This is a genomic window from Pseudomonas sp. P97.38 (genome assembly GCF_001269745.1).
In the GTDB taxonomy this organism is placed as follows: domain Bacteria; phylum Pseudomonadota; class Gammaproteobacteria; order Pseudomonadales; family Pseudomonadaceae; genus Aquipseudomonas; species Aquipseudomonas chlororaphis_E.
In genome coordinates this window covers 1-23861 of record NZ_LHVJ01000020.1, presented here as the reverse complement: position 1 = coordinate 23861, position 23861 = coordinate 1, and the positions used below count along the sequence as shown (strand labels likewise).

Here is a 23861-nt window from a genome sequence, read left to right as displayed (position 1 = left end):
CCGCAAGTTGTAAGAAAAGACGACTTAGCCTAACGTCGTCGCAAACAGTCGTCTTGCGACATAAGGCCAATCAATGCCGACTAACGGACACCAGCAGCTCGAGCGCCGCATCCCCGACTTGACTCAACTGCCGCGGCCACTCTATGCCCGTGTCGAAAGCTTGAGCGCGGGGTCCTGGACCCAGGCCCATCGGCATGACTGGGTGCAGTTTTCCTACGCCATCAGTGGTGTTCTTGGCGTGCACACGGCCGCGGGCAGTTTCTTCGCGCCACCCCAGCGGGGCATCTGGATCCCGGCCGACCTGGAGCACCAGGTGGTGACGTCCACTCGGGCGGAAATGCGCAGCCTGTATGTCCATCGCCAGGCCTGCCCGTGGGCGGACGGGCGGTGCCGGGTCTTGGAAGTTACGCCGCTGGCGCGGGAGTTGATCAAGGTGTTCTGTCAGTTTCCGGCCGATTACCCCCAGGGCGATAGCCAGGAAGAACGCCTGGTGCAGGTGTTGCTCGACCAGTTGGCGACGCTGCCGGAAGTGGGGTTTTCCCTGCCGTTGCCCCGTCATGCCCGCCTGTTGGCGCTGTGCAACGAACTGATCGAGCAGCCCGAGCAAGGCGTCACGCTGCAAGCCTGGGCGGAACGCCTGGGGACGTCGGAAAAAACCCTGATGCGTTTGTTCCAGCGGGAAACCGGCCTGAGTTTCCGTGCCTGGCGCCAGCGCATGCGCTTGTTGTCGTCCCTGGGGGCGCTGGAGGAAGGCGACAGTGTCACCAGCGCGGCGTTGTCCTGTGGCTATGATTCGACCTCCGCCTTCATTGCCGCCTTCAAGGGAATGTTCGGTTTCACCCCGGGGGAGTTGTTCAAGCATTGACGCCGACGCTGGCCATGGATGCGGCTGTCAGCGCTTGTAGCAAATACCTTCGCCTCCCGTTACCGGCGCCGTGCCCGGCGTCGGCTATGATTCGGCACGTTCGATGCGATCCGGCACAGTGTGTGCATCGCAGGTTCATAGGTCGGCAACCCCTCCCCGTGGAGCGAGGATTGCCGTATAACGACTGTCATTCGCGTGTTCGGTAATAAAGGACCCACAATAAAAGCTGATGAAGACTCCAAAACGCATTGAACCCCTGATCGAGGACGGTCTGGTCGACGAAGTGCTGCGCCCACTCATGAGTGGTAAAGAAGCAGCTGTTTATGTGGTGCGCTGCGGCAACGAGTTACGTTGCGCCAAGGTCTACAAGGAGGCGAACAAGCGAAGTTTTCGTCAGGCGGCCGAATACCAGGAAGGCCGCAAGGTGCGTAACAGCCGGCAGGCCCGGGCCATGGCCAAGGGCTCGAAGTTCGGGCGCAAGGAAGCCGAGGACGCGTGGCAGAACGCCGAGGTGGCGGCGCTGTTCCGGTTGGCGAACGCCGGTGTGCGAGTCCCCAAGCCGTATGACTTCCTCGAAGGCGTGCTGCTGATGGAACTGGTGGCCGATGAGTACGGCGATGCGGCGCCGCGCCTGAACGATGTGGTACTGGAGCCGGATCAAGCCCGGGAGTATCACGCGTTCCTGATTTCCCAGATCGTGCTGATGTTGTGTACCGGGCTGGTGCACGGTGACCTGTCCGAGTTCAACGTGCTGCTTACGCCGACCGGGCCTGTGATCATCGACCTGCCGCAGGCCGTGGATGCCGCGGGCAACAACCATGCTTTCAGCATGCTGGAGCGAGACGTGGGCAACATGGCGTCCTACTTCGGCCGGTTCGCCCCGGAACTCAAGCGCACCCGATACGCGAAGGAGATGTGGGCGTTGTATGAGTCCGGCACCTTGCACCCGGCCAGCGTGTTGACCGGCGAGTTCGACGAGCCTGAAGAGCTGGCGGATGTGGGTGGCGTCATGCGCGAGATCGAGGCCGCCCGCCTCGATGAACAACGTCGCCAGGCCGCCCGCGCCGCCGACGATGCACCCCCCGGCAAAACCGAAGAACCGCCTCCGCCCTGGATGCAATAAAAGCCCGGCCCGATGAGTGAACCCTGTGGGAACGGGCTTGCCCTGCGAAAGCGGTGTGTCAGGCGAGAGGTGAGCTGGCTGGAATGACGCCTTCGCGGGCAAGCCCGCTCCCACAAGGAACGGTGTGCCGAGGGCAATTCTTCCGTCCCCCGAAGACCCACTGTGGGAGCGGGCTTGCCCGCGAAAGCGGTGTGCAGGCGAGAGGTGAGCTGGCTGGAATGACGCCTTCGCGAGCAAGCTCGCTCCCACAAAGAACGGTGTGTCTAGCGCAATTCTCCCGTCCCCCGAAGACCCACTGTGGGAGCGGGCTTGCCCGCGAAAGCGGTGTGTCAGGCGATAGGTGAGCTGGCAGGGATGACGCCTTCGCGGGCAAGCCCGCTCCCACAAGGACATTGTGTGCTGAGCGCGCAATTTTTCCATTTTCCGGGGGGGGGGGGCGGGCACTCAGGCGGTTCGGGCGCAGCACCCCGACGCCAGTTCCTTGAGGATCGGGCAGTCCGGGCGGTGGTCGCCGTGGCAGTGGTCCACTAGGTCCTGGAGGGTGTCGCGCAGTTCGGCCAGTTCGCGGATTTTCTGGTTCAGTTCGTCGATGTGCTGCCGCGCCAGGGCCTTCACATCGGCGCTGGCCCGTTGGCGGTCCTGCCAGAGGGTCAGCAGTTTGCCGACTTCTTCCAGTGAAAACCCCAGGTCCCGCGAACGCTTGATGAACGCCAGCGTATGCAGGTCTTCGGCGCCGTAGATCCTGTAGCCACTGTCGGTACGATGGGCCGCCTTGAGCAGGCCGATGGATTCGTAGTACCGGATCATCTTCGCACTCAGGCCGCTCTGCCGGGCTGCTTGGCCGATGTTCATCGCTTTTCCTCCAACGGCTCGGGTCTCCAGAATTTCAACAGTAACGCATTGCTCACCACGCTGACGCTCGACAGTGCCATCGCCGCGCCGGCCAGCACCGGGTTGAGCAGGCCGAATGCCGCCAGGGGAATGCCGATCAGGTTGTAGACGAACGCCCAGAACAGGTTCTGGCGGATCTTGGCGTAGGTCTTGCGGCTGATGTCCAGCGCTGCCGGCACCAGTCGTGGGTCGCCGCGCATCAGGGTGATGCCAGCCGCGTGCATGGCCACATCGGTGCCGCCACCCATGGCAATGCCGATGTCCGCGGCGGCCAGCGCAGGGGCGTCGTTGATGCCGTCGCCGACCATTGCCACCACCGAACGGTCTTTCAATTGTTGGACGATGGCGGATTTGTCCGCCGGCAGCACCTCGGCATGCACGTTGGCGATGCCCAGCGCTTGAGCCACCACCCGAGCGCTGCCCTGGTTGTCACCGGTGAGCAGGTGACTGGCGATGTGGCGCTTAACCAGGGCCTGGACGGCAGCCAGGGCGCCGGGCTTGAGCGAGTCGCCGAAGGCGAACAGGCCCAATACCCGTGGCGTCGGGGCTTGCTCGATCAGCCAGGACAACGTGCGGCCTTCGCTTTCCCACGTTTGCGCCGACTCGGCCAGCGTGCCGGGGTCCAGCCCCAGTTCTTCCAGCAGGCGCCGGTTGCCCAACGCCAGGCGACGCCCGTCGAGGCTGCCGGCAATGCCGCGGCCGGTCAGGGACTGGCTGTCGCTGATGTCCGGCACACTCAAGTCGCGTTCGCCGCAGGCGTCCAGCACCGCCTTGGCCAGGGGATGCTCGCTGCCGCGTTGCAGCGCGCCGGCCCATTGCAGCAGCGTGTCTTCGTTACCCTCCAGGGCACTGAAGTGCACGATGCGCGGGGTGCCGGACGTCAGGGTGCCGGTCTTGTCGAACACCACGGTGTCGACTTCGTGGGCGCGCTCCAGCGCCTCAGCATCCTTGATCAGGATCCCGTGGCGCGCGGCCACGCCGGTGCCGGCCATGATCGCGGTCGGCGTCGCCAGGCCCAGGGCACAGGGACAGGCGATCACCAGCACTGCCACGGCATTGATCACGGCGACTTCCAGCGGCGCACCGTACCACCACCAGCCGACCAGCGTGGCCAAGGCCAGCACCAGCACCACCGGCACGAAGACCTGGCTGACCTTGTCTACCAGTTTCTGGATCGGTGCCTTGGCGGCCTGGGCGTCCTCCACCAGGCGAATGATGCGCGCCAGGACGGTTTCGGCACCCAGTGCCTGGGTGCGCACCAACAGTCGGCCCTCGCCATTGATGGCGCCACCGGTGACCTTGTCGCCGGGCTGTTTGGGCACCGGCAGGCTCTCACCGCTGATCAGGGCTTCGTCGGCGTGACTCTGGCCTTGCAGCACTTCACCGTCCACCGGGAAGCGCTCGCCGGGCTTGACCAGCACCAGGTCATTCAAGCGCAAGGCGCTGATGGCGATGTCGCGCTCCTGGCCGTCGACCACCTGGATGGCCCGCTCCGGTCGCAAGGCTTCGAGGGCGCGGATGGCGCTGGCGGTCTGTCGCTTGGCGCGGCTTTCCAGGTACTTGCCCAGCAATACCAGGGCTATCACCACCGCCGAGGCTTCGAAGTACAGGTGCGGCAGGCTGCCGGGGCGGGCGCTGGCCCACTCGTAAAGGCTCAAGCCGTAGCCGGCGCTGGTGCCCAGGGCGACCAGCAGGTCCATGTTGCCGGCACCGGCGCGCACGGCCTTGAAAGCGGCGACATAAAAACGCGCCCCGAAGATGAACTGGACCGGCGTCGCCAGGGCGAACTGCACCCAGGCCGGCAACATCCAGTGCACGCCAAGCGGCTGCAGCAACATCGGCAACACCAGCGGCATGGCCAGCAGGATCGCCAGCACCAATGCCAGGCGTTCATGGTCCAGGCGTTGGCGTTGCAGCTCGGCGGATGGCTCGACGGGGCTGACCTCGGCCTCATAGCCGGCACGCCTGACCGCATCGACGAGGATCTGCGGGTCAACCTGGCCGTTCAATTCGAGATGGGCGCGTTCGTTGGCGAGGTTGACGCTGACGCTGTTCACGCCCGCCACCTTGCTCAAGGCCCGCTCGACCCGCCCGGCGCAACTGGCGCAGGTCATGCCGCTGATCGGCAGGTCGAAGGTGCTGGATTCGGACATCGGTCTGGCTCCCTGTAGTGAATGACTACAGGATCAACCTTGCCATGCTGGCAAGGTCAAGCGCCACCGAAATGCAGCCCTGCTCAGGTGGGCGCGATGACGGCTCAGTAACCCAGCGCAGCCTGCTTGAGGTACATGCCTTGCTCGTTCATGGCGATGCGGTACTTGAGGATGTCGCCGGCCTTGAGCACGATTTCCTGGGAGCCCGGCGCGAGCATGCCCGGGTTGCACCCCGGTGCCTGGCCTGGCAACAGTTTCAGGCGCAGGGAGAATCGGCCGGCCGGCAGGTTGAACGAGGTGCTTTGTTCCTGGAACAGTCGAGCCGAGAGCTGATCCTGAATGTAGATGCCGATTTCGCAGGACGTCGCCACTTCCAGGCGCTCGCGGGAAATGATCAGCACGCCGTAGTCGTCGGCCGATGCCTGGGGCACCACCGCTGAAAAACCGAGCATGCAAAACAGGCTGAACGCTGACCAGCGCATGGCTGAACCTCCGGTGTGGAATCCTTGATGTGTGCAGCTTGGCTGAGGCCGTTGCCGATTGCCAGCCCGGCAGTTTTCCCTGGAACTTGACCTTGCCATGAGGGCAAGCTTGAAACTGCTGGCAACCTCAATCCAAGGAGTCATCCCATGCAAGTATTCAATGTCCAGGGCATGTCCTGCGGCCACTGTGTCAAAGCCATCACCCAGGCTGTGCAGGCCCGCGATCCGGCCGCCGACGTGCAGGTCGACCTGAGCGCGAAGACGGTCCAGGTCCAGAGTTCGCTGCCAGCCGCCGCAGTGGTCGAGGCCATTAAGGAGGAGGGGTACGAGGTCAGTGCCGCCTGAAGTTTTTTAATCGTTAGCGACCTATCGGAATGTTCAAGCGCGCCCGGCAGGGCTAAACTGTCGGGCTGCCGACTGACGCCTGACCTGGACGCCCGATGAACCTTCGCATCATTCTGATTCTTGGCGCCTTGAGCGCTTTCGGTCCCTTGGCGATCGACTTTTACCTGCCCGCCTTCCCGGCCATGGCGACCGCCTTCGGTACGGACGAAAAACATATTCAACTGACCTTGGCCGCTTATTTCCTTGGGCTGTCCATCGGGCAACTGGGCTATGGCCCGGTGGCGGATCGCTTCGGGCGGCGCATTCCCCTGCTGGCCGGCGTCGGCTTGTTCACCCTGGCGTCCCTGGCGTGCGCCTATGCGCCGAGCCTCGAATGGCTGATCGGTGCCCGTTTCGTCCAGGCCCTGGGCGGTTGCGCCGGCATGGTGATTTCCCGGGCGGTGGTGAGCGACAAATGCGACGCGGTGGGCTCGGCCAAGGTGTTCTCGCAACTGATGCTGGTGATGGGCCTGGCGCCGATCCTGGCGCCGATGCTCGGCGGCTTGTTGGTGAACCTGCATGGCTGGCAATCGATCTTCATCGCCCTGACCCTGTTCAGCGCGTTGGCGGCGACGGCCGTGGCCTTGTGGTTGCCGGAAAGCCTGCCGGACCATGTGCCTCGACAACCGCTGTCAGGGGCATTGCGCCAATACACGCGGCTGCTGACCGACCCGATTTATTTGGGTCATGCCTTGACGGGTGGGATTGCCATCGCCGGGATGTTTGCCTACATCGCCGGCTCGCCGTTCGTTTTCATCAAGCTGTATGGGGTGCCTGCCGAACACTTCGGCTGGCTGTTCGGCACCAATGCGGCCGGCTTCATCCTGGTCGCCCAGGTCAACGCCCGGTTGTTGGCCAAGCGCGGCCCGGCGTTCCTGCTGGCCCGCGCGGTATGGGTTTACCTGTTGGCGGGGTTGAGCCTGCTGGCGGTGAGCGCGTTGCAGCCCGAGCAGTTGTGGCCGCTGCTGATCCCACTGTTCATCTGCATCGCCAGCCTGGGGTGCATCCTGCCCAACGCCTCGGCCTGCGCCATGACCGGGCAGGGCGCCCGGGCCGGCAGCGCTTCGGCCCTGTTGGGCTGCCTGCAGTTTTCCGTGGCAGCCGGGTCTGCCGCGCTGGTGGCGGCGCTGCATGACGGCACCGCCGTGCCCATGGCCTTGGTGATCAGCCTTTGCGGGCTGTTGGTGGTCAGCGCAGCCATGCTGACCCGGCGCCTGCAAAATGCCCGGGCACTGGCCCAGGCCGCCGGCAAGGTCTGATTCAGCCGGCCGCGCGTTGCTGCTGTTCGGGGAAATGATGCGGCGCGTGGATCCGCGCTTGCAGGGTATTGGCGAAGGCCTGGGCTTCGGCCTCGGTGCGGAACGTCACGACGTGCTGGTCGAGGCGCACTTGCCATTGGGATTTTGCCACTTCTTTTATCAGGATCTTCATTGCTGACCTCCTCACGTAAAAGATTGCGTTGCAAAGGCCTCGAGTGTAGACCGGAATGCGATCGCAAATGTGACAACGGTCAAGTCTCGGACTGACGGCACGATGAAGGGAGGGTGGCGAGGGCATTCGCTCCCTCGCCACCCCAGGCCCGCGCGGTCAGAACCCTTCGAGTACGATCTTGCCCTTGGACTTGCCACTCTCCAGCAACCCATGGGCGCGGCGCAGGTTCTCGGCGTTGATGGTGCCGAAATGCTCGCCGACGGTGGTCTTCAGCGTGCCGGCATCGATCAGCTCGGCGACCCGGTTGAGCAACGTGTGTTGTTCGATCATGTCGGGCGTCTCGAACAGCGAGCGGGTGTACATGAACTCCCAATGCAGTGACAGGCTCTTGCGCTTGAGCTTGGTCACGTCCAGTGCCTTGGGGTCATCGATCAGCGCCAGTTTGCCCTGGGGCGCCAGCGCCTCGACCAACTGGTCCAGGTGCTGGTCGGTCTGGGTCAGGCTGGCGACGTGGGTCACTGGCCCGTGGCCGGCCTTCTTCAATTCCTCGCTCAGCGGCTGGCTGTGGTCGATCACCAGGTCGGCGCCCAGGTCCCGTACCCACGCTTGGGTCTGTGGGCGGGACGCGGTGCCGATGACCTTCAGCCCGGTGAGTTGATGGGCCAGTTGGGTCAGGATCGAACCGACCCCGCCCGCCGCGCCGACGATCAGCAGGCTCTGGCCCTGATCGTCCTGGTCTTGGGGGATGTGCAGTCGTTCGAACAGCAACTCCCAGGCGGTAATCGCGGTCAGGGGCAAGGCGGCCGCTTCGGCGAAACCGAGGGTCTTGGGCATGTGGCCGACGATGCGCTCATCCACAGCGTGCAATTCGCTGTTGCCGCCGGCCCGGGCGATGGAGCCGGCGTAGAAGACCCGGTCGCCCACCTTGAACAACGTGACCTCGCTGCCCACGGCCGTGACCACGCCGGCCACGTCCCAGCCCAGCACCTTGGCCTCGCCGCCTTCGGGCTGGACGTTCTGGCGAACCTTGGTGTCTACCGGGTTGACCGAGATGGCCTTCACTTCCACCAGCAGGTCCCGGGGCCCGGCGACGGGGGCCGGCAGCTCGATGTCCTGCAACGATTGAGGGTCGGTGATGGGCAACGAATGGTAATAGGCAATGGCTTTCATGAGCAGCTCCGTGAGGTCGGTGACAATGCGGCCATGGTTAGCTATTTATCGGCGCGATAAAACCGGCTAAAAGAACAGGCTCTTTCAATGATTTTTTGATAATGGAGCCGTCATGCTTCGATTCGATGACTTGCAGCTGTTTGTCCGTGCAGCCGATCTGGGCAGCCTTTCTGCGGCGGCCCGGGTCATGGACCTGTCGGCGGCCGTGGCCAGCGCCGCGTTGAAGCGAATTGAGCAGCACTTGGGCGCGCGGTTGCTGGCCCGTTCCACCCGCAGCCTGCGCCTGACTGCCGAAGGGGAAGGTTTTCTCGAATACGCCCGCGCGGCCTTGAGCAGTCTCGACGAAGGACGACGGCTGTTGACCAGCGGCCAGGATCAGGTCAGCGGAGTGTTGCAGTTGTCCGCGCCCTCGGACCTGGGCCGCAACCTGCTGCTGCCGTGGCTGGATGCCTTCCAGCGCGAGCACCCGGGCTTGACGGTGCGGCTGCTGTTGGGCGATCGCATTGCCGACCTGTTCAAGCAACCGGTGGACATCGCGTTGCGCTATGGCGAGCCGGAGGATTCGAGCCTGGTGGCGCTGCCCGTCGCACCGGACAATCGTCGGGTGCTCTGTGCTTCCCCAGACTACCTGGCGCGCGCGGGGGAACCCCAGCACCTGGAGCAACTGGCCCAGCACAACTGCCTGCTGTACATGCTTGGCACCCGCGTCCACGACCGCTGGTGCTTTCATGACGGCAAGCGGGAGGTTAGCCTCACGGTCAGCGGCGACCGCTTCAGCGACGACGCCGATGTGGTGCGGCGCTGGGCCGTGGCGGGTGCCGGGATTGCCTATAAGTCGTGGCTGGATGTTTCCACCGACGTGCTGTCCGGGCGCCTGAACATCCTTCTGCCGCACCTGCAATGCGAACGGGCCCCGCTCAATCTGCTGTGCGCCCACCGGGCGCAGTTGAGCAAACCCATCAACCTTTTGCGAGAGATGCTCCAGGCCCGTTGCGGCCGATTGACGGTGCAATTCCCATACGCATCAGGGGCGAGCCAATAGTCGCGGGCAAATAGAGACATTTCCCGCATGCTCAATCGCCTCCAAAGGTTTCCGGAGGGCAGGAAACCTCGATCGCCACGCTTATACTAGCGGCCGCCCGAGCCGGCGCCGTATCGTGCCGCTTGCGGCGGTCCCATTGCTGGTCGATAGGCGCCAGAGCAGTAGACGAATGATTCAACAGGGAGTGAATACATGGAACATGCACCTTGCATCAGCCACATCGCCACGCTGCTGGCCGATCCCAAGCGCAGCGCAATGATGTGGGCCTTGATGGACGGCACGGCCCGGCAGGCCGAAGAATTGGCCTTGCTCGCCGGACTGTCGCCGTCCTCGGCCAGTGCTCATCTGGGGCGCCTGTGCGCCGGTGGCCTGCTGAACGTCGAGGTTCGCGGTCGCAAACGATTCTTTCGCCTGGCTGCGCCCGAGATCGGCGCGGCTGTCGAAGCCCTGGCCAGCGCGACCCTGGTCAGTACGCCACGGCAGATTCCGGAGGTTTTCAAGCGTAGCGTCAAGTTGACCCAGGCGCCGTCGGCGCCCGTCTCGCTGATGCGCGCCCGGCTGTGTAACGATCACCTGGGTGGCACCCTGGCAGCCGACCTGTACCAGCGCCTGCTGGACGACGGTTGGGTCGAGCAGTGCGACCAGCGGGTGACGGTCACCCTCAAGGGCGCCAATCAACTGGCCGGCCGCGGCCTGTTCATCCAGGCGCTGGCCCATCGCAACGCCCACATCGCTTGCGCCTGCCCCGACTGGAGCGAGCGTCGCCCGCACCTGGGGGGCGCATTGGGGGCGGCCTTGCTGCAACTGTTCATGCAATCGGGCTGGCTGAGCCTGCCCAACGATTCGCGCGCGTTGCACGTGACCGCGCTCGGCCAGCAGGAGATTCACCGGTTCGCCCGGCAGGAAAACCTGGAAATGGCGCTCTAGGAACGCCGCCGGCAAGTCGCTCAGGGCTGCTGGCAGGTCGCATCCAGCCGTCGCTTCGCGCAGGGTTCGCGCACACTCGGTCCGGGGAATCATCGGATTGGGGAGGCAGCATGGACATTCAAGGTTACAGCGCGGCGGAACGCCTGGAGCGGTTACCCATCAGCGGTTATCACCGGGTGATCTTCATCATCATTGCCCTGGCGTTTTTCTTCGACTCCATGGACCTGGCGATGATGACGTTCCTGCTCGGCTCGATCAAAGCCGAGTTCGGCCTGAGCACGGCCCAGGCCGGCCTGCTCGCCAGTTCGAGTTTCTTCGGCATGGTGGTGGGGGCGTCGTTGTCGGGGATGCTGGCCGACCGGTTCGGGCGCAAGCCGGTGTTCCAGTGGAGCATCGTGTTGTGGGGTGTCGCCAGTTACCTGTGCTCCACGGCCCAGGACATCGAGACGCTGACGCTGTTTCGCGTGCTGTTGGGCATTGGCATGGGCATGGAGTTTCCGATTGCCCAGTCGATGCTTTCCGAGCTGATCCCGGCCCAGCGCCGGGGGCGCTACATCGCCTTGATGGATGGCTTCTGGCCGCTGGGCTTCGTGGCGGCGGGTGTGCTGTCGTACTTCCTGTTGCCGGTGATCGGCTGGCGCGACATCTTCCTGGTGCTGGCGATACCGGCGGTGTTCGTCCTGGCGATCCGCTTCTTCATACCCGAATCTCCGCGCTGGCTGGAGCAGGCCGGTCGAGGCGCTGAAGCGGACGCGGTCCTGCGGCGGATCGAAGACAAGGTCCGGGCCTCGCTGGGGCGCGCGGACCTGCCGGCGCCCATCCGACTGCCCAGGCAGGTGAGCGTGCCGGGCGGTTTCTTCTCGGCCCTGGCACAAATCTGGTCGCCGCAGTACCGCCAACGCACGATGATGATCTGGAGCGTCTGGTTCTTTGCCCTGCTTGGTTTCTATGGCCTGACGTCCTGGCTCAGCGCGCTGTTGCAGCAGTCGGGGTTCGCAGTGACCCAGTCGGTGTATTACACCGTGCTGATTTCCCTGGGCGGGATTCCCGGCTTTCTTGTCGCGGCATGGCTGGTGGAGCGTTGGGGACGCAAACCCGTGTGCGTCATCACCTTGTTGGGGGGCGGGGCGATGGCGTTTCTCTATGGCCAGAGCGCGGTGTTTGGCGGCAACGTCGGGCTGCTGATCGGGACGGGGCTGCTGATGCAGTTTTTCCTGTTCGGCATGTGGGCGGTGCTCTACACCTACACCCCGGAGCTATACCCCACCTCGGCACGGGCCACGGGCTCGGGCTTTGCCTCGGCGATCGGTCGTATCGGTTCGTTGCTGGGACCGTTGGTGACCGGCCTGGTATTCCCCATCACCGGCCAGGGCGGCGTCTTCGCCCTGGGCGCCTTGTGTTTCGCCGTGGCGGCCGCAGTGGTCTGGCTGTTCGGAATGGAAACCCGAGGCAAGACGTTAGAGGAGTTGAGCGAGGGTTCAGCAGGTTAGACACCGTCCTCCTGTGGGAGCGGGCTTGCCCGCGAATGCACAGTGTCAGCAAACACATATGTCGCTGACAAACCGCATTCGCGAGCAAGCCCGCTCCCACGGGGGGCGAGGCGTCAGGTTTAAGGCTTGATCAACCGCGCATCCAGGCTGTTCTGCGCCAGGCGGGTGGCCTGGTCCTGGGTCATGCCCAGGTGGGTGTGCAGCGCGTGGAAGTTCTCGGTGACGTAGCCACCGAAGTACGCCGGGTCGTCGGAGTTGACCGTCACCTTCACGCCCCGCTCCAGCATGTCGAGGATGTTGTGCTGCGACATGTCGTCGAACACGCACAGCTTGGTGTTGGACAACGGGCACACCGTCAGCGGGATCTGCTCGTCGATGATCCGTTGCATCAGTCGCTCATCTTCGATGGCCCGCACGCCATGGTCGATGCGCTGGATCTTCAGCAGGTCCAGGGCTTCCCAGATGTACTCGGGCGGGCCTTCTTCACCGGCATGGGCGACGGTCAGGAAGCCTTCGTGGCGTGCCCGGTCGAAGACCCGCTGGAACTTGCTCGGCGGATGGCCCATTTCCGAACTGTCCAGGCCCACGGCGACAAAGGCGTCGCGGAACGGCAGCGCCTGGTCGAGGGTGTTTTGCGCTTGTTCTTCACTGAGGTGGCGCAGGAAGCTCAGGATCAGGCCGCTGGTGATGCCCAACTGCTGCTCACCGTCCTTGAGGGCGGCGGCGATGCCGTTGAGCACCACTTCGAACGGGACGCCGCGGTCGGTGTGGGTCTGCGGATCGAAGAACGGTTCGGTGTGGATCACGTTCTGCGCCTTGCAACGCAGCAGGTAGGCCCACGTCAGGTCGTAGAAATCCTGGGACGTGCGCAGCACATCGGCGCCCTGGTAATACAGGTCGAGAAACTCCTGCAGATTGTTGAAGGCATAGGCCTTGCGCAGGGTGTCCACGTCGCTCCAGGGCAGGGCGATCTTGTTGCGTTCGGCCAGGGCGAACAGCAGCTCGGGCTCCAGCGAGCCTTCCAGGTGCAGGTGCAGTTCAGCCTTGGGCAAGGCATTGAGCCAGTCGTACATGGTTTTTTCTCATCAGCGAATCAATGGCGGCATTCTACAGGGGCCGGGCGCAATGTCGGCTAAAACCTGACCGGGTGATCCACTGTGCGGCAATATTCGCCGCCGTCACACCCCAAGGAAACGTTCATCGCCCCTGACAGTCTAGTAGCTCATGACCCTGTGCACGATGAAAGGCCAGCGATGCTCACGTTGATCAAGCAAGAAAAACTCCTGCTGCTGGCGTTGCTTGCCGCGTTCGTGGCTTATCCGCTGGAGCATTGGCTGCTGGGCAGCGGGCAGATGGTGGCATTGATCGGCGCATTGGCGCTGATCGGCTTCATCGTCGCCGCGTCCATGCGCGTGGCCCATCACGCCGAACTGTTGGCGGAAAAGGTCGGTGACCCCTACGGCACGATGATCCTGACCTTATCGGCGGTGCTGGTGGAAGTGGTGATCCTGGCGATCATGATGAGCAACCAGGCTTCACCGACGCTGGTGCGGGACACGATCTATTCGGCGGTGATGCTCGACATCAACGGCATCCTCGGGCTCGCGGCACTGATGGGCGGGATCAAGCACGGCGAGCAGGTCTACAACGACGACTCGGCGCGCACCTACAGCGTGATGATCCTCACCGCCATGGGGGTGTCGATGGTGGTGCCGGAGTTCATCCCCCGGGAAAGCTGGAAGACTTATTCGGCCTTTACCATTGGCGCGATGCTGGTGTTGTACACCTTGTTCCTGCGCATGCAGGTCGGCCCCCACAGTTACTTCTTCAGCTACAGCTACCCGGAAAAACGCCGCCGGAAAGAGCCGGTGGAGGACGAGCCGAAACCCGTCAGCCTAGCGTTCTCCATCGCGGCGCTGGTGTTTGGTGTAGTGGTGATCGGCGCGCTGGCGGAAGTCATGTCCAAGGCCATCGACCTGGGCTTGGAAGGGACCGGAGCGCCGCCGGTGGTCACGGCCATCCTGGTGGCCGCCATCTCCGCCGCACCGGAAATTCTCACTGCCCTGCGCGCGGCGCTCGCCAATCGCATGCAGTCGGTGGTGAACATCGCCCTGGGGGCTTCGTTGTCCACGGTGATTCTCACGGTGCCGGTGATGGAGGCCATGGCCCTCTATACCGGCCAACCCTTCCAGATGGCAATGACCCCGGTGCAGACGGTGATGATCTTCATCACCCTGATCGTCAGCGCGATCAACCTCAACGATGGCGAAACCAATGCCATCGAAGGCATGACCCACTTCGTGCTGTTCGCGACGTTTGTGATGTTGTCGTTGCTCGGCCTGTAAATCGTGCGCAGCGCCAGAGGTGGGAGCGGGCTTGCTCGCGAAAGCGTCGGTGCCGCCAGCATCGATGTCGACTGACCGGCCGCTATCGCGAGCAAGCCTGCTCCCACATGGGAGGGGCGTCGGGTCAGCTTCCCGCAATCAGCTCTCGCGCCGCCTGGCTGTGATCGGCGATCAACCCCTTCAGGTCCAGCCCCTCGACCTGGCCGTCGATGACCCGCCAGCGGCCGGCGATCATCACCCGATCGGCCCGGTCGGCACCGCACAGCAGCAGGGCCGAGATCGGGTCGTGGCTGCCGGAGAAACGCAGTTCATCGAGCTTGAACAGCGCCAGGTCGGCCTGTTTGCCGACGGCCAGCTCGCCGATGTCGCTGCGTCCGAGCAATTGCGCCGAGCCACGGGTGGCCCAGCCGAGGACGCGCTCGGGTGTGATCGCCGGCGCGCCGTAGCGCAGGCGCTGGATGTACAGCGCCTGGCGGGCTTCGAGCAGCATGTTCGAGGCATCGTTGGAGGCCGAACCGTCGACCCCCAGGCCCAGCGGAGCGCCGGCGGCGGTCAGTTCCAGGGTGGGGCAGATGCCCGACGCCAGGCGCATGTTGGAGCTCGGGCAATGGCAGATGCCGGTGCCGGCGGCGCCGAGACGGGCGACCTCGTCCGGGTTGAAATGAATGCCGTGGGCCAGCCAGGTGCGCGGGCCGAGCCAGCCGACACTGTCCAGGTAATCCACCGTGCGCAGGCCGAAACGTTGCAGGCAGAACGCCTCTTCGTCGAGGGTTTCGGCCAGGTGCGTGTGCAGGCGCACGTCGAGCTTTTCCGCCAGCTCGGCGCTGGCGCGCATGATGTCGGGCGTGACCGAGAACGGCGAGCAGGGCGCCAGGGCAATCTGGATCTGCGCGCCGTCGTTGCGCTCGTGGTAGCGATCGATCAGGCGCTGGCTGTCTTGGAGAATGACCTCGCCCTGCTGCACGGTCTGTTGCGGCGGCAGGCCACCGTCGGCTTCGCCCAGGCTCATGGAACCGCGCGTGAGCATGGCGCGCATGCCCAGTTCGCGCACACTCTGCACTTGCACGTCGATGGCGTTTTCCAGGCCGTCGGGAAACAGGTAGTGATGGTCGGCGGCGGTGGTGCAGCCTGACAGCAGCAGCTCGGCCAGCGCCACTTTGCTCGCCAGGGCGAGTTTTTCCGGGGTCAGCCTCGCCCACACTGGGTAGAGGGTCTTCAGCCATGGAAACAACGGCTGGTTCACCACCGGCGCCCAGGCCCGTGTCAGCGTCTGATAGAAGTGGTGATGGGTGTTGATCAGTCCGGGCAGGATCACGTGCTCGCGCGCGTCGAAGACCGTGTCACAGGGCTGGGCGGGCTGCTGGCCAAGGCCCAGCCGTTCGACGATCACACCGTCCTGCAGGACGAGGCCGCCGCGGGCATCGAGGTCGTTGGCTGTGAAAATGGCGAGGGGGTTTTTTAACCAGGTACGGGTCGCAGGCATGGTGGCCGGCTCCTCTGAAAGTGGGTTCAGGTTAGCCAGCTCAGTGATGCCCTGTCTGCTGATCCAGGGTCGCCGTCGGGGGCGAGGTGGGGAGTTTACTCAGGTTCAGTCGCACATGGCCAGTGCCTTGCCCCGGCCCCTTGTGGGAGCGAGCTTGCTCGCGAAAGCGGTGTGTCAGGTGCCACTCAGGTGGCTGGCCGGCCTCTTTCGCGAGCAGGCGCGCTCCCACAAGGTTTACCAGGGAATCGTCTCGCCCTTGTAGTTGACGAAGTGATGCCCGCCTTTGCCGGCGAAGGCGTTGACCTGGTCGATCAAGCCGCGGGTGCTGGTCTGGACATCGATGTCCGCCCCTTCACCGCCCATGTCGGTCTTCACCCAGCCCGGGTGCAGCGACAGTACGGTCAACGTCTGGTCGCCCAGTTGGCTGACAAAGCTGTTGGTCATGGAGTTGAGGGCGGCCTTGCTGGCCTTGTACAGCGCCAGCTCCGGGGCGTCGGGCATGGTCACGCTGCCCAGCACCGAGCTCATGAACGCCAGCACGCCGCTGCCCTCGCGGATCTGGCCGACGAAGCGCTGCGCCAGGTTGATCGGTGCCACGGCGTTGGTGAAGAACAACTGGCCGACTTCGGCCAGCGTCGCGCCACCGGGGCTCTGATTGTCCGGGCCCTTGACGCCGGCATTGACGAACAGCAGGTCGAAGGTTTCACCCTTGAGCTGCTGGCTCAGGGCGATGACCGCTTGCTGGTCGTCCATGTCGAGTTTTTCGATCCGAACCGGACCTAACGCCTTCAACGCCTCGGCGTTCTGCGGGTTGCGCACGGTGGCGGTCACGTTCCAGCCATCGTCCAGCAACACCTTCACCAGGCCGAGGCCCAAGCCCCGGGAGGCACCGATGATCAATGCGTTTTTTGCCGAATTCATGAGGGCATCCTTGAAAGAAAAAGGTCACGGATTTAATGGACAACGTTGCCCGAGCCGTTGTTTCAGCTCGTGACGCAACGCGTCGAGTTCGGTCATGCGGGTTTCGATCAGGGTCAGTTTGTCCTGTAGCAATTGCGTGATGGCGTGGCCCGGATCCGGTACGCGCCACAGGGCGGCGACGCTATGGCCGATCTCGCCCAGAGTAAAGCCCAGGCGCTGGGCCGTCTTGATGTAGAGCACCAGTTGCACCATGTCGTCGGGGTAATCGCGATAACCATTGGCGCTGCGGCCCGCCGCGATCAGGCCGCGCTGCTCATAGAAGCGCAGCGTATCGCGGCTGACGGCGCAGGCCTGGGCGAGTTCACCGATGCGCATGAGGGTCTCCAGAAGGGCTTGACCCTGGAGCATACCCCAAGCTTTAGCCTGTTCGCTCCTTGATTATCTGGAGCATTGTTTATGTGGACCCCAACGCAGTACCGCCGCGTGGTGCGCGGCGGCGCCTGGTACGACCTGATCGTGACCGCCGCCTTCGCCACGCCCTGGACGTTTGCCATGCTGCATGGCGCGCTGACGAGCCTCGCTCAGGCACTCGAACTGCCGGGTGAGTTGCCGGCGTTTGCGCCCGCGCACCTGTTGATGGCGAACCTGCTGGGTTCGATTGTCTGTGTGTGGTCGGTGTTGCGGATCCGCGACCCACAGCCGACGTATGGGCGCTATGACGCGGCGGGGCGGTTGCTGTTTGCAACGTGGATGCTTTATGCATTGCTCCACGGGGCCAGTGCCATCGTCTGGGTATTTCTGTTCTTTGAACTGGCATGGGGCCTGATGCAGGTCTTGCCTGTTCGTGGCCAGTGGTTAAAAAATGATCAAGCCCCTGCGAGCCATGCCGTTATTGGCACCTGAAGACCCATGAACGGGTTATCCACAGCTTGCTCCACAGTAATTGTGCGCAAGCGAGACGCGCGGGCATAAGCGCCGCGCGGCTTTCTCCCAAAGGTGATAAACCACCGCAAGCAACTGTTTTGCGGGCGGATTTATCAACTGAAAGAAAGATTGGACAAAAACTGAGCATCCCCCTCAAAGCCGCGTGACAGAAGGGTTACAGAAGAATGTGCTCAGGTTATCCACAGTCGGGTGCACAGTGGGTGTGGGCAAGTTTTTGCGGCGCAGAGGGGCGAGCCTTCGCCCTCAACGTTCCAGCAGAATCCGCCCACGGCTCAAGTCAGCCAATTGCTTTTGCAATAGCGGGATCTGCGCTTCGCCGACGGCCAGTTGCAGGGCCACGCCGTTGGCGGTGAATTGCTCTTCGGTCACCAGCCCGCCGCACTCGGCGACCCGTAGCTTCACCAGGGGCAATTCTGCAAAGCCGCAGGCGCAGCGAAGTGCCTCGCGGCTGATCAGTTCGATCTTGTCAGCGTTTTGCAAACACTTGTTGGCGCCACCACCGTACGCCCGCGCCAGTCCGCCGGTGCCCAGTTGGATCCCGCCGTACCAGCGGATAACCAGTACCACCACCTGATCGCAAGCTTGCGCTTCTATGGCGGCCAATATCGGCCGCCCGGCCGTACCGCCCGGTTCGCCGTCGTCGTTGCTGCGGTACTGATCGCCGAGCTTCCAGGCCCAGCAGTTGTGCGTGGCGTCCAGGTCGCTGTGCTGCTCGATAAAGGCCTGGGCATCGGCGGGGCAGGTGATGGGAGCGGCGAAGGTGATGAAGCGGCTCTTGCGAATTTCTTCGCGGTATTCGCAAAAACCGGCAAGGGTAAAAGGCATGGGCAATCTTAAATGGCTGGTGTCAGGCCGCAGCCCTTGAGAATGATACGGATCAGGTTGTCGCCGGCTTCGATCATGTCCTGCTTGGTCAATTTGCTGCGCCCGGTCACGCGGCAGATCTGGGTGGCGAAGTCGGCGTAATGCTGGGTACTGCCCCACAGCAGGAAAATGAGGTGCACCGGGTCGACCGGGTCCATCTTGCCGGCGTCGATCCAGGCCTGGAACACGGCAGCGCGGCCGCCGAACCAGGCGCGATAATCCTGGTTGAAGTACTCGGTCAGGCACTCGCCACCGCTGATCACCTCCATGGCAAACAGGCGCGAGGCCTGGGGCTGGCGACGGGAGAACTCCATCTTGGCGCGAATGTAGCGGGTCAAGGCCTCGGCCGGATCATCTTCGGCGGTGAGGTGATTGAAGGTGCTGTCCCACAACTCGATGATGTTGCTCAGCACCGCCACGTACAGGCCAAGTTTATTGGTGAAGTAATAATGCAGGTTTGCCTTGGGCAACCCGGCCTTCAAGGCAATGGCATTCATGCTGGTGCCCTTGAACCCGTGGCGGGCGAATTCATCTTCAGCGGCCTTGAGAATGGTCTCTTCGTTTTTCTGACGAATGCGACTGGTGGGCTTGCCACCGTGGGCAGGGACTTCAAAGGTCATGGACGTTTCCGGGCTGGGTCTGTGGGGCAAGCAAATGCGTTGATAACGCACCGGCGGCGATCCGACAAGTGCCACCCTCATTTAAAGCCGTTTGGCGATCCAGACTCAGCGCGTTGCCGCCAGGCTTTCGAGAAAACTCTCCAGCACCAGATGAGGCCGCCGCCCCTTGCGCGTGACCGACGCCAGGCTCAGGTCATAGAAGCGAGTCGTAGGTTTCAGGGCTCGCAACCGGCCTTGCTGGACCCAGAGGTTGGCGTAGTGGTCCGGCAGGTAGCCGATGTAGCGTCCGGTCAGGATCAGGAACGCCATGCCTTCACGGTCCGACGCACTGGCCGTGCAGTTGAGCGCCTGGTAGTGGGCCTGGATGTCGGCCGGCAGGCGGAAGGTGGGCGCGATGGCGTCCTGGCTGTTGAGGCGATTGTCGTCGAGTTGTTGGTCATCCACATAGAACAATGGATGCCCCACGGCGCAATACAGCAACGACCGTTCGCTGTAGAGCGGTTGATATTCCAACCCGGACAGGGCGCTGGCCTGGGGAACCACGCCGACATGCAGGCGACCGTCGAGTACGCCTTGCTCGACTTCATTCGGGGCGATCATGCGAATCTGGATCTGCACGTCGGGCCCGCGTTCTTTCAATTGGGCCAATGCATGGGTGATACGCATGTGGGGCAGGGTGACGAGGTTGTCGGTCAGGCCGATGGTCAGTTCGCCACGCAGGTGCTGGTGCAGGCCGTTGACCTCGGTGCGGAAGCTTTCCAGCGCACTTAATAGCTGCAACGCTGACTGATACACCTCGCGCCCTTCTTCCGTCAGCGAAAACCCCGCGCGCCCGCGCTGGCACAAACGCAGGCCCAGGCGTTGCTCCAGATCGCTCATCTGTTGGCTGATGGCCGAGCGGCCAATGCCGAGCACCGTTTCGGCGGCGGAGAAACCGCCGCACTCCACCACGCTGCGAAAAATGCGCAACAGGCGGATGTCGAAGTCGCTGACCTGGGCCAGGGGATCGGGGCGGCGGGTGCTCATAGTTTAGTAGGCTACTGACTGAAGGTTAGAAAAGTTGAATTTCACCGACTTTATCGCCGTGGCAACTTAGCTGCAATAACGCCTTTTGATCCCTGTCGCCTTTGTCCTGAGAGGTTTTGTCGATGAACATGCCCGAACACGCAGCCGGTTCCCTGGCCAGTCAGCTCAAGCTCGATGCTCACTGGATGCCCTACACTGCCAACCGCAACTTCCAGCGCGACCCTCGCCTGATCGTGGCCGCCGAGGGCAGTTGGCTGGTCGACGACAAGGGCCGCAAGGTCTACGACTCGCTGTCGGGCCTGTGGACCTGCGGTGCCGGGCACACCCGCAAGGAAATCCAGGACGCGGTCGCCAAACAACTGGGCACCCTCGATTACTCGCCGGGGTTCCAGTACGGTCACCCGCTGTCGTTTCAGTTGGCGGAAAAAATCACCAGCCTGACCCCCGGCAACCTCAACCATGTGTTCTTTACCGACTCCGGTTCGGAGTGCGCCGACACCGCGGTGAAAATGGTCCGCGCCTACTGGCGCCTCAAGGGGCAAGCGACCAAGACCAAGATGATCGGCCGTGCCCGTGGCTATCACGGCGTGAACATCGCCGGCACCAGCCTTGGCGGTGTCAGCGGCAACCGCAAGCTGTTCGGCCAGGCCATGATCGACGTCGACCACCTGCCGCACACCCTGCTGGCCAGCAACGCCTATTCCCGTGGCATGCCCAAGGAGGGTGGTGTCGCCCTGGCCGATGAACTGCTGAAGCTGATCGAATTGCATGACGCTTCCAACGTCGCGGCAGTGTTCGTCGAGCCGATGGCGGGTTCGGCTGGCGTGTTGGTGCCGCCTGAGGGTTACCTCAAGCGCCTGCGGGAAATCTGCGACCAGCACAGCATCCTGCTGGTGTTCGACGAAGTGATCACCGGCTTCGGCCGCACCGGTTCGATGTTCGGTGCCGACAGCTTTGGCGTGACACCGGACCTGATGTGCATCGCCAAGCAAGTCACCAACGGCGCGATCCCCATGGGCGCGGTGATTGCCAGTTCCGAGATCTACCAGACCTTCATGAATCAGCCGACGCCCGAATACGCCGTGGAATTCCCCCATGGCTACACCTACTCGGCGCATCCGGTGGCCTGCGCGGCCGGCCTGGCGGCGCTGGACCTGCTGCAGAAGGAAAACCTCGTGCAGAGCGTGGCCGAGGTCGCACCGCATTTCGAGAACGCACTGCATGGGGTGAAAGGGGCGAAGAACGTCATCGACATTCGCAACTATGGCCTGGCCGGGGCGATCCAGATCGCTGCGCGGGACGGCGATGCGATCGTGCGTCCGTTCGAGGCCGGCATGGCGTTGTGGAAGGCCGGTTTCTATGTGCGCTTTGGTGGTGACACCTTGCAGTTCGGACCAACGTTCAACAGCAAGCCGCAGGACCTGGACCGTTTGTTCGATGCGGTCGGCGAAGTGCTGAACAAGCTCGACTGACCCACCCTTTCCTAATCGCTTTCAACAACGGGCGTCCGGTGACGGGCGCCTGTGGATAAATTCTGGAGTCCTCATGAGCCTCATCCCGCATTTGATCAATGGCGAACTGCTGAACGACAGTGCTCGCACGGCCGACGTGTTCAACCCGTCCACTGGCCAGGCGATCCATAAGGTGCCTTTGGCGGATCGCGCGACCATTGAACAGGCCATCGACGCGGCCAAGGCGGCTTTCCCGGCCTGGCGCAGCACGCCGCCGGCGAAGCGCGCGCAGGTGATGTTTCGTTTCAAGCAATTGCTGGAGCAGAACGAATCGCGCATTGCCCAGTTGATCAGCGAAGAACACGGCAAGACCCTGGAAGACGCGGCTGGTGAGCTCAAGCGTGGCATTGAAAACGTCGAGTTCGCCTGCGCCGCGCCGGAAATCCTGAAGGGCGAATACAGCCGTAACGTAGGACCGAATATCGACGCCTGGTCAGACTTTCAACCCTTGGGTGTCGTTGCAGGCATCACGCCGTTCAACTTCCCGGCGATGGTGCCGCTGTGGATGTACCCGTTGGCGATCGTTTGCGGTAACTGTTTCATTCTCAAGCCGTCCGAGCGCGACCCGAGCTCGACCTTGCTGATCGCCCAGTTGCTGTTGGAGGCGGGGCTGCCCAAGGGCGTGTTGAGTGTGGTGCATGGCGACAAGGCGGCGGTGGATGCGTTGATCGAAGCGCCGGAAGTGAAGGCCTTGAGTTTTGTCGGCTCGACGCCGATTGCCGAATACATCTATGCCGAAGGCACCCGGCGCGGCAAACGCGTCCAGGCGCTGGGCGGGGCGAAGAACCATGCGGTCCTGATGCCGGATGCCGATCTGGACAATGCGGTCAGCGCACTGATGGGCGCGGCGTACGGTTCGTGCGGCGAGCGTTGCATGGCGATTTCGGTGGCGGTCTGTGTCGGCGACCAGGTGGCCGACGCACTGGTGTCCAAGTTGGTGCCGCAGATCAAGGCGCTGAAAATCGGTGCGGGGACTTCTTGCGGACTGGACATGGGGCCACTCGTGACCGGTCAGCATCGGGACAAGGTCAGTGGCTATATAGAGGATGGCGTCTCGGCGGGGGCTTCGCTGATCGTCGACGGTCGTGGCTTGAGCGTCGTCGGTCATGAGGAAGGCTTCTTCCTGGGCGGCTGCCTGTTTGATCGCGTGACACCCGAGATGCGCATCTATAAGGAAGAGATCTTCGGGCCGGTGCTGTGTATCGTCCGAGTCAACAGCCTAGAAGAGGCGATGCAACTGATCAACGATCACGAATATGGCAACGGCACCTGTATCTTCACCCGCGATGGTGAAGCGGCGCGGTTGTTCTGCGATGAGATCGAAGTGGGCATGGTGGGCGTCAACGTTCCACTGCCGGTGCCTGTTGCATATCACAGCTTTGGCGGGTGGAAGCGTTCGTTGTTCGGCGACCTGTATGCCTATGGTCCCGATGGCGTGCGTTTCTATACCCGACGTAAGGCGATTACCCAGCGTTGGCCGCAGCGGTCCAGTCACGAGGCTTCGCAGTTCGCGTTTCCTAGCCTGTAAGGGGCAATGCAAAAGGCCGGCCCCCTGGGGCCGGCCTTTTGCATTTGCGCGGCTTTTTGACTGATGTGACAGAATTGTGAAAATAGGTGTTGACGGCAGATTCCAGACGTCTATAATTCGCCCCACTTCCGGCGCAGTCGAAACGGAAAACTCCTTGAGTTTCAATGAGTTAAACGATTTTCGGCAGCGCGGGGCTTCAGTTCATCGAAGTCCGGAAGCCGTGGATAAGGCGCTGTCGTTTGGCTTTATCAGTGGTTCGATCCTCTCGGCCGAAAGCGGTGAAAAAGAGGTGTTGACAGCAGCGAACAACGCTGTAGAATTCGCCTCCCGCTAACGAGAGATCGAAAGCGCAAGTGGTTGAAGTTGTTAATGTTTCCCACGGGAAACTTTGAAAAACTTCTTAAATAACCGCTTGACAGCAACACCAGGCGCTGTAGAATGCGCGCCTCGGTTGAGACGAAAGAATCAATCACCGCTCTTTAACAACTGAATCAAGCAATTCGTGTGGGTGCTTGTGGAGTCAGACTGCTAGTCAACAGATTATCAGCATCACAAGTTACTCCGCGAGAAATCAAAGATGTAACCAACGATTGCTGAGCCAAGTTTAGGGTTTTCTCAAAACCCAAAGATGTTTGAACTGAAGAGTTTGATCATGGCTCA

24 protein-coding genes are annotated in these 23861 nt (G+C 62.9%); 12 read left to right on the top strand and 12 right to left on the bottom strand.

Features of this window, described 5'->3' with window-relative positions; genetic code table 11:
- Positions 1 to 73: 73 nt before the first annotated feature.
- Positions 74 to 865 (top strand): helix-turn-helix domain-containing protein, encoded by a 792-nt coding sequence (locus tag AD664_RS16405; RefSeq protein ID WP_053147906.1) that lies wholly within the window; start codon positions 74 to 76, stop codon positions 863 to 865.
- Between the two features lie 229 nt (positions 866 to 1094).
- Positions 1095 to 1988 (top strand): PA4780 family RIO1-like protein kinase, encoded by an 894-nt coding sequence (locus tag AD664_RS16400; protein ID WP_053147904.1) that lies wholly within the window; start codon positions 1095 to 1097, stop codon positions 1986 to 1988.
- Between the two features lie 444 nt (positions 1989 to 2432).
- On the opposite strand, the gene cueR is transcribed toward AD664_RS16400, so the two are convergent.
- The 3 genes from cueR to AD664_RS16385 all read right to left on the bottom strand — a co-directional run bounded on the left by cueR (position 2433) and on the right by AD664_RS16385 (position 5514).
- On the bottom strand, positions 2433 to 2840 hold the full coding sequence (gene cueR, locus AD664_RS16395; RefSeq protein ID WP_053147902.1) for a Cu(I)-responsive transcriptional regulator: 408 nt from the start codon (positions 2838 to 2840) through the stop codon (positions 2433 to 2435).
- The gene (locus AD664_RS16390) at positions 2837 to 5032 is read right to left on the bottom strand and encodes a cation-translocating P-type ATPase (protein ID WP_053147900.1); all 2196 of its coding nucleotides are present in this window, start codon (positions 5030 to 5032) and stop codon (positions 2837 to 2839) included. Before AD664_RS16390 ends, cueR begins: the two co-directional genes overlap by 4 nt.
- Positions 5033 to 5136: 104 nt before the next feature.
- Entirely contained in the window at positions 5137 to 5514 is a 378-nt protein-coding gene (locus AD664_RS16385) for a hypothetical protein (protein WP_047736000.1), read from the bottom strand.
- Positions 5515 to 5661: 147 nt separating this feature from the next.
- Here AD664_RS16385 and AD664_RS16380 point away from each other — a divergent pair, with 147 nt between their 5' ends.
- Together AD664_RS16380 and AD664_RS16375 are read left to right on the top strand one after the other, a co-directional pair.
- Positions 5662 to 5859 (top strand): heavy-metal-associated domain-containing protein, encoded by a 198-nt coding sequence (locus AD664_RS16380; RefSeq protein WP_042730139.1) that lies wholly within the window; start codon positions 5662 to 5664, stop codon positions 5857 to 5859.
- 95 nt (positions 5860 to 5954) lie between these two features.
- Positions 5955 to 7157: a multidrug effflux MFS transporter gene (locus tag AD664_RS16375; protein ID WP_053147899.1), complete on the top strand. Its 1203-nt coding sequence runs from the start codon at positions 5955 to 5957 to the stop codon at positions 7155 to 7157.
- Position 7158: 1 nt separating this feature from the next.
- Here the strand turns inward: AD664_RS16375 and AD664_RS27675 are convergent, their stop codons facing one another.
- The gene (locus tag AD664_RS27675; protein WP_172679735.1) at positions 7159 to 7329 is read right to left on the bottom strand and encodes a hypothetical protein; all 171 of its coding nucleotides are present in this window, start codon (positions 7327 to 7329) and stop codon (positions 7159 to 7161) included.
- 156 nt (positions 7330 to 7485) lie between these two features.
- Positions 7486 to 8499, bottom strand: coding sequence for a zinc-binding alcohol dehydrogenase family protein (locus AD664_RS16370; protein WP_053147896.1), 1014 nt, complete (start codon positions 8497 to 8499; stop codon positions 7486 to 7488).
- Between the two features lie 112 nt (positions 8500 to 8611).
- On the opposite strand from AD664_RS16370, the gene AD664_RS16365 reads away from it, so the two are divergent.
- The 3 genes from AD664_RS16365 (at position 8612) to AD664_RS16355 (ending at position 11958) form a co-directional block, all read left to right on the top strand.
- Positions 8612 to 9541, top strand: coding sequence for a LysR family transcriptional regulator (locus tag AD664_RS16365; protein ID WP_053147894.1), 930 nt, complete (start codon positions 8612 to 8614; stop codon positions 9539 to 9541).
- Between the two features lie 192 nt (positions 9542 to 9733).
- The gene (locus AD664_RS16360) at positions 9734 to 10468 is read left to right on the top strand and encodes a helix-turn-helix transcriptional regulator (protein ID WP_053147892.1); all 735 of its coding nucleotides are present in this window, start codon (positions 9734 to 9736) and stop codon (positions 10466 to 10468) included.
- Between the two features lie 110 nt (positions 10469 to 10578).
- Complete coding sequence (locus tag AD664_RS16355) at positions 10579 to 11958, top strand: MFS transporter (RefSeq protein ID WP_053147890.1); 1380 nt, start codon at positions 10579 to 10581, stop codon at positions 11956 to 11958.
- 119 nt (positions 11959 to 12077) lie between these two features.
- Here the strand turns inward: AD664_RS16355 and AD664_RS16350 are convergent, their stop codons facing one another.
- Positions 12078 to 13031, bottom strand: coding sequence for an adenosine deaminase (locus tag AD664_RS16350; protein ID WP_053147888.1), 954 nt, complete (start codon positions 13029 to 13031; stop codon positions 12078 to 12080).
- Positions 13032 to 13211: 180 nt separating this feature from the next.
- Between AD664_RS16350 and AD664_RS16345 the strand changes: the two genes are divergently transcribed.
- On the top strand, positions 13212 to 14303 hold the full coding sequence (locus AD664_RS16345; protein ID WP_047735994.1) for a calcium:proton antiporter: 1092 nt from the start codon (positions 13212 to 13214) through the stop codon (positions 14301 to 14303).
- Positions 14304 to 14427: 124 nt separating this feature from the next.
- On the opposite strand, the gene AD664_RS16340 is transcribed toward AD664_RS16345, so the two are convergent.
- From AD664_RS16340 to AD664_RS16330, 3 genes are all read right to left on the bottom strand, one after another.
- Entirely contained in the window at positions 14428 to 15786 is a 1359-nt protein-coding gene (locus AD664_RS16340) for an 8-oxoguanine deaminase (RefSeq protein ID WP_053147886.1), read from the bottom strand.
- 234 nt (positions 15787 to 16020) lie between these two features.
- The gene (locus AD664_RS16335) at positions 16021 to 16707 is read right to left on the bottom strand and encodes an SDR family oxidoreductase (protein ID WP_053147885.1); all 687 of its coding nucleotides are present in this window, start codon (positions 16705 to 16707) and stop codon (positions 16021 to 16023) included.
- Between the two features lie 24 nt (positions 16708 to 16731).
- Positions 16732 to 17082, bottom strand: a complete 351-nt coding sequence (locus AD664_RS16330; protein WP_053148030.1) for a MerR family transcriptional regulator — start codon at positions 17080 to 17082, stop codon at positions 16732 to 16734.
- A gap of 81 nt (positions 17083 to 17163) precedes the next feature.
- Here AD664_RS16330 and AD664_RS16325 point away from each other — a divergent pair, with 81 nt between their 5' ends.
- Entirely contained in the window at positions 17164 to 17610 is a 447-nt protein-coding gene (locus AD664_RS16325; protein WP_053147883.1) for a hypothetical protein, read from the top strand.
- A 285-nt stretch (positions 17611 to 17895) separates the two neighbouring features.
- On the opposite strand, the gene AD664_RS16320 is transcribed toward AD664_RS16325, so the two are convergent.
- From AD664_RS16320 to AD664_RS16310, 3 genes are all read right to left on the bottom strand, one after another.
- A complete protein-coding gene (locus AD664_RS16320) occupies positions 17896 to 18477 on the bottom strand; it encodes a YigZ family protein (protein ID WP_053147881.1) in 582 nt (193 codons plus the stop codon).
- 8 nt (positions 18478 to 18485) lie between these two features.
- A complete protein-coding gene (locus AD664_RS16315) occupies positions 18486 to 19136 on the bottom strand; it encodes a TetR/AcrR family transcriptional regulator (RefSeq protein ID WP_042732597.1) in 651 nt (216 codons plus the stop codon).
- Positions 19137 to 19241: 105 nt separating this feature from the next.
- Positions 19242 to 20162, bottom strand: a complete 921-nt coding sequence (locus tag AD664_RS16310; RefSeq protein WP_053147879.1) for a LysR family transcriptional regulator — start codon at positions 20160 to 20162, stop codon at positions 19242 to 19244.
- A 122-nt stretch (positions 20163 to 20284) separates the two neighbouring features.
- Between AD664_RS16310 and AD664_RS16305 the strand changes: the two genes are divergently transcribed.
- The 3 genes from AD664_RS16305 to AD664_RS27550 all read left to right on the top strand — a co-directional run bounded on the left by AD664_RS16305 (position 20285) and on the right by AD664_RS27550 (position 23535).
- On the top strand, positions 20285 to 21634 hold the full coding sequence (locus tag AD664_RS16305; RefSeq protein ID WP_053147877.1) for an aspartate aminotransferase family protein: 1350 nt from the start codon (positions 20285 to 20287) through the stop codon (positions 21632 to 21634).
- Between the two features lie 73 nt (positions 21635 to 21707).
- Positions 21708 to 23201: a CoA-acylating methylmalonate-semialdehyde dehydrogenase gene (locus tag AD664_RS16300; protein WP_053147875.1), complete on the top strand. Its 1494-nt coding sequence runs from the start codon at positions 21708 to 21710 to the stop codon at positions 23199 to 23201.
- Between the two features lie 154 nt (positions 23202 to 23355).
- Positions 23356 to 23535, top strand: coding sequence for a hypothetical protein (locus AD664_RS27550; RefSeq protein ID WP_157061575.1), 180 nt, complete (start codon positions 23356 to 23358; stop codon positions 23533 to 23535).
- The last annotated feature ends 326 nt before the right edge of the window (positions 23536 to 23861 follow it).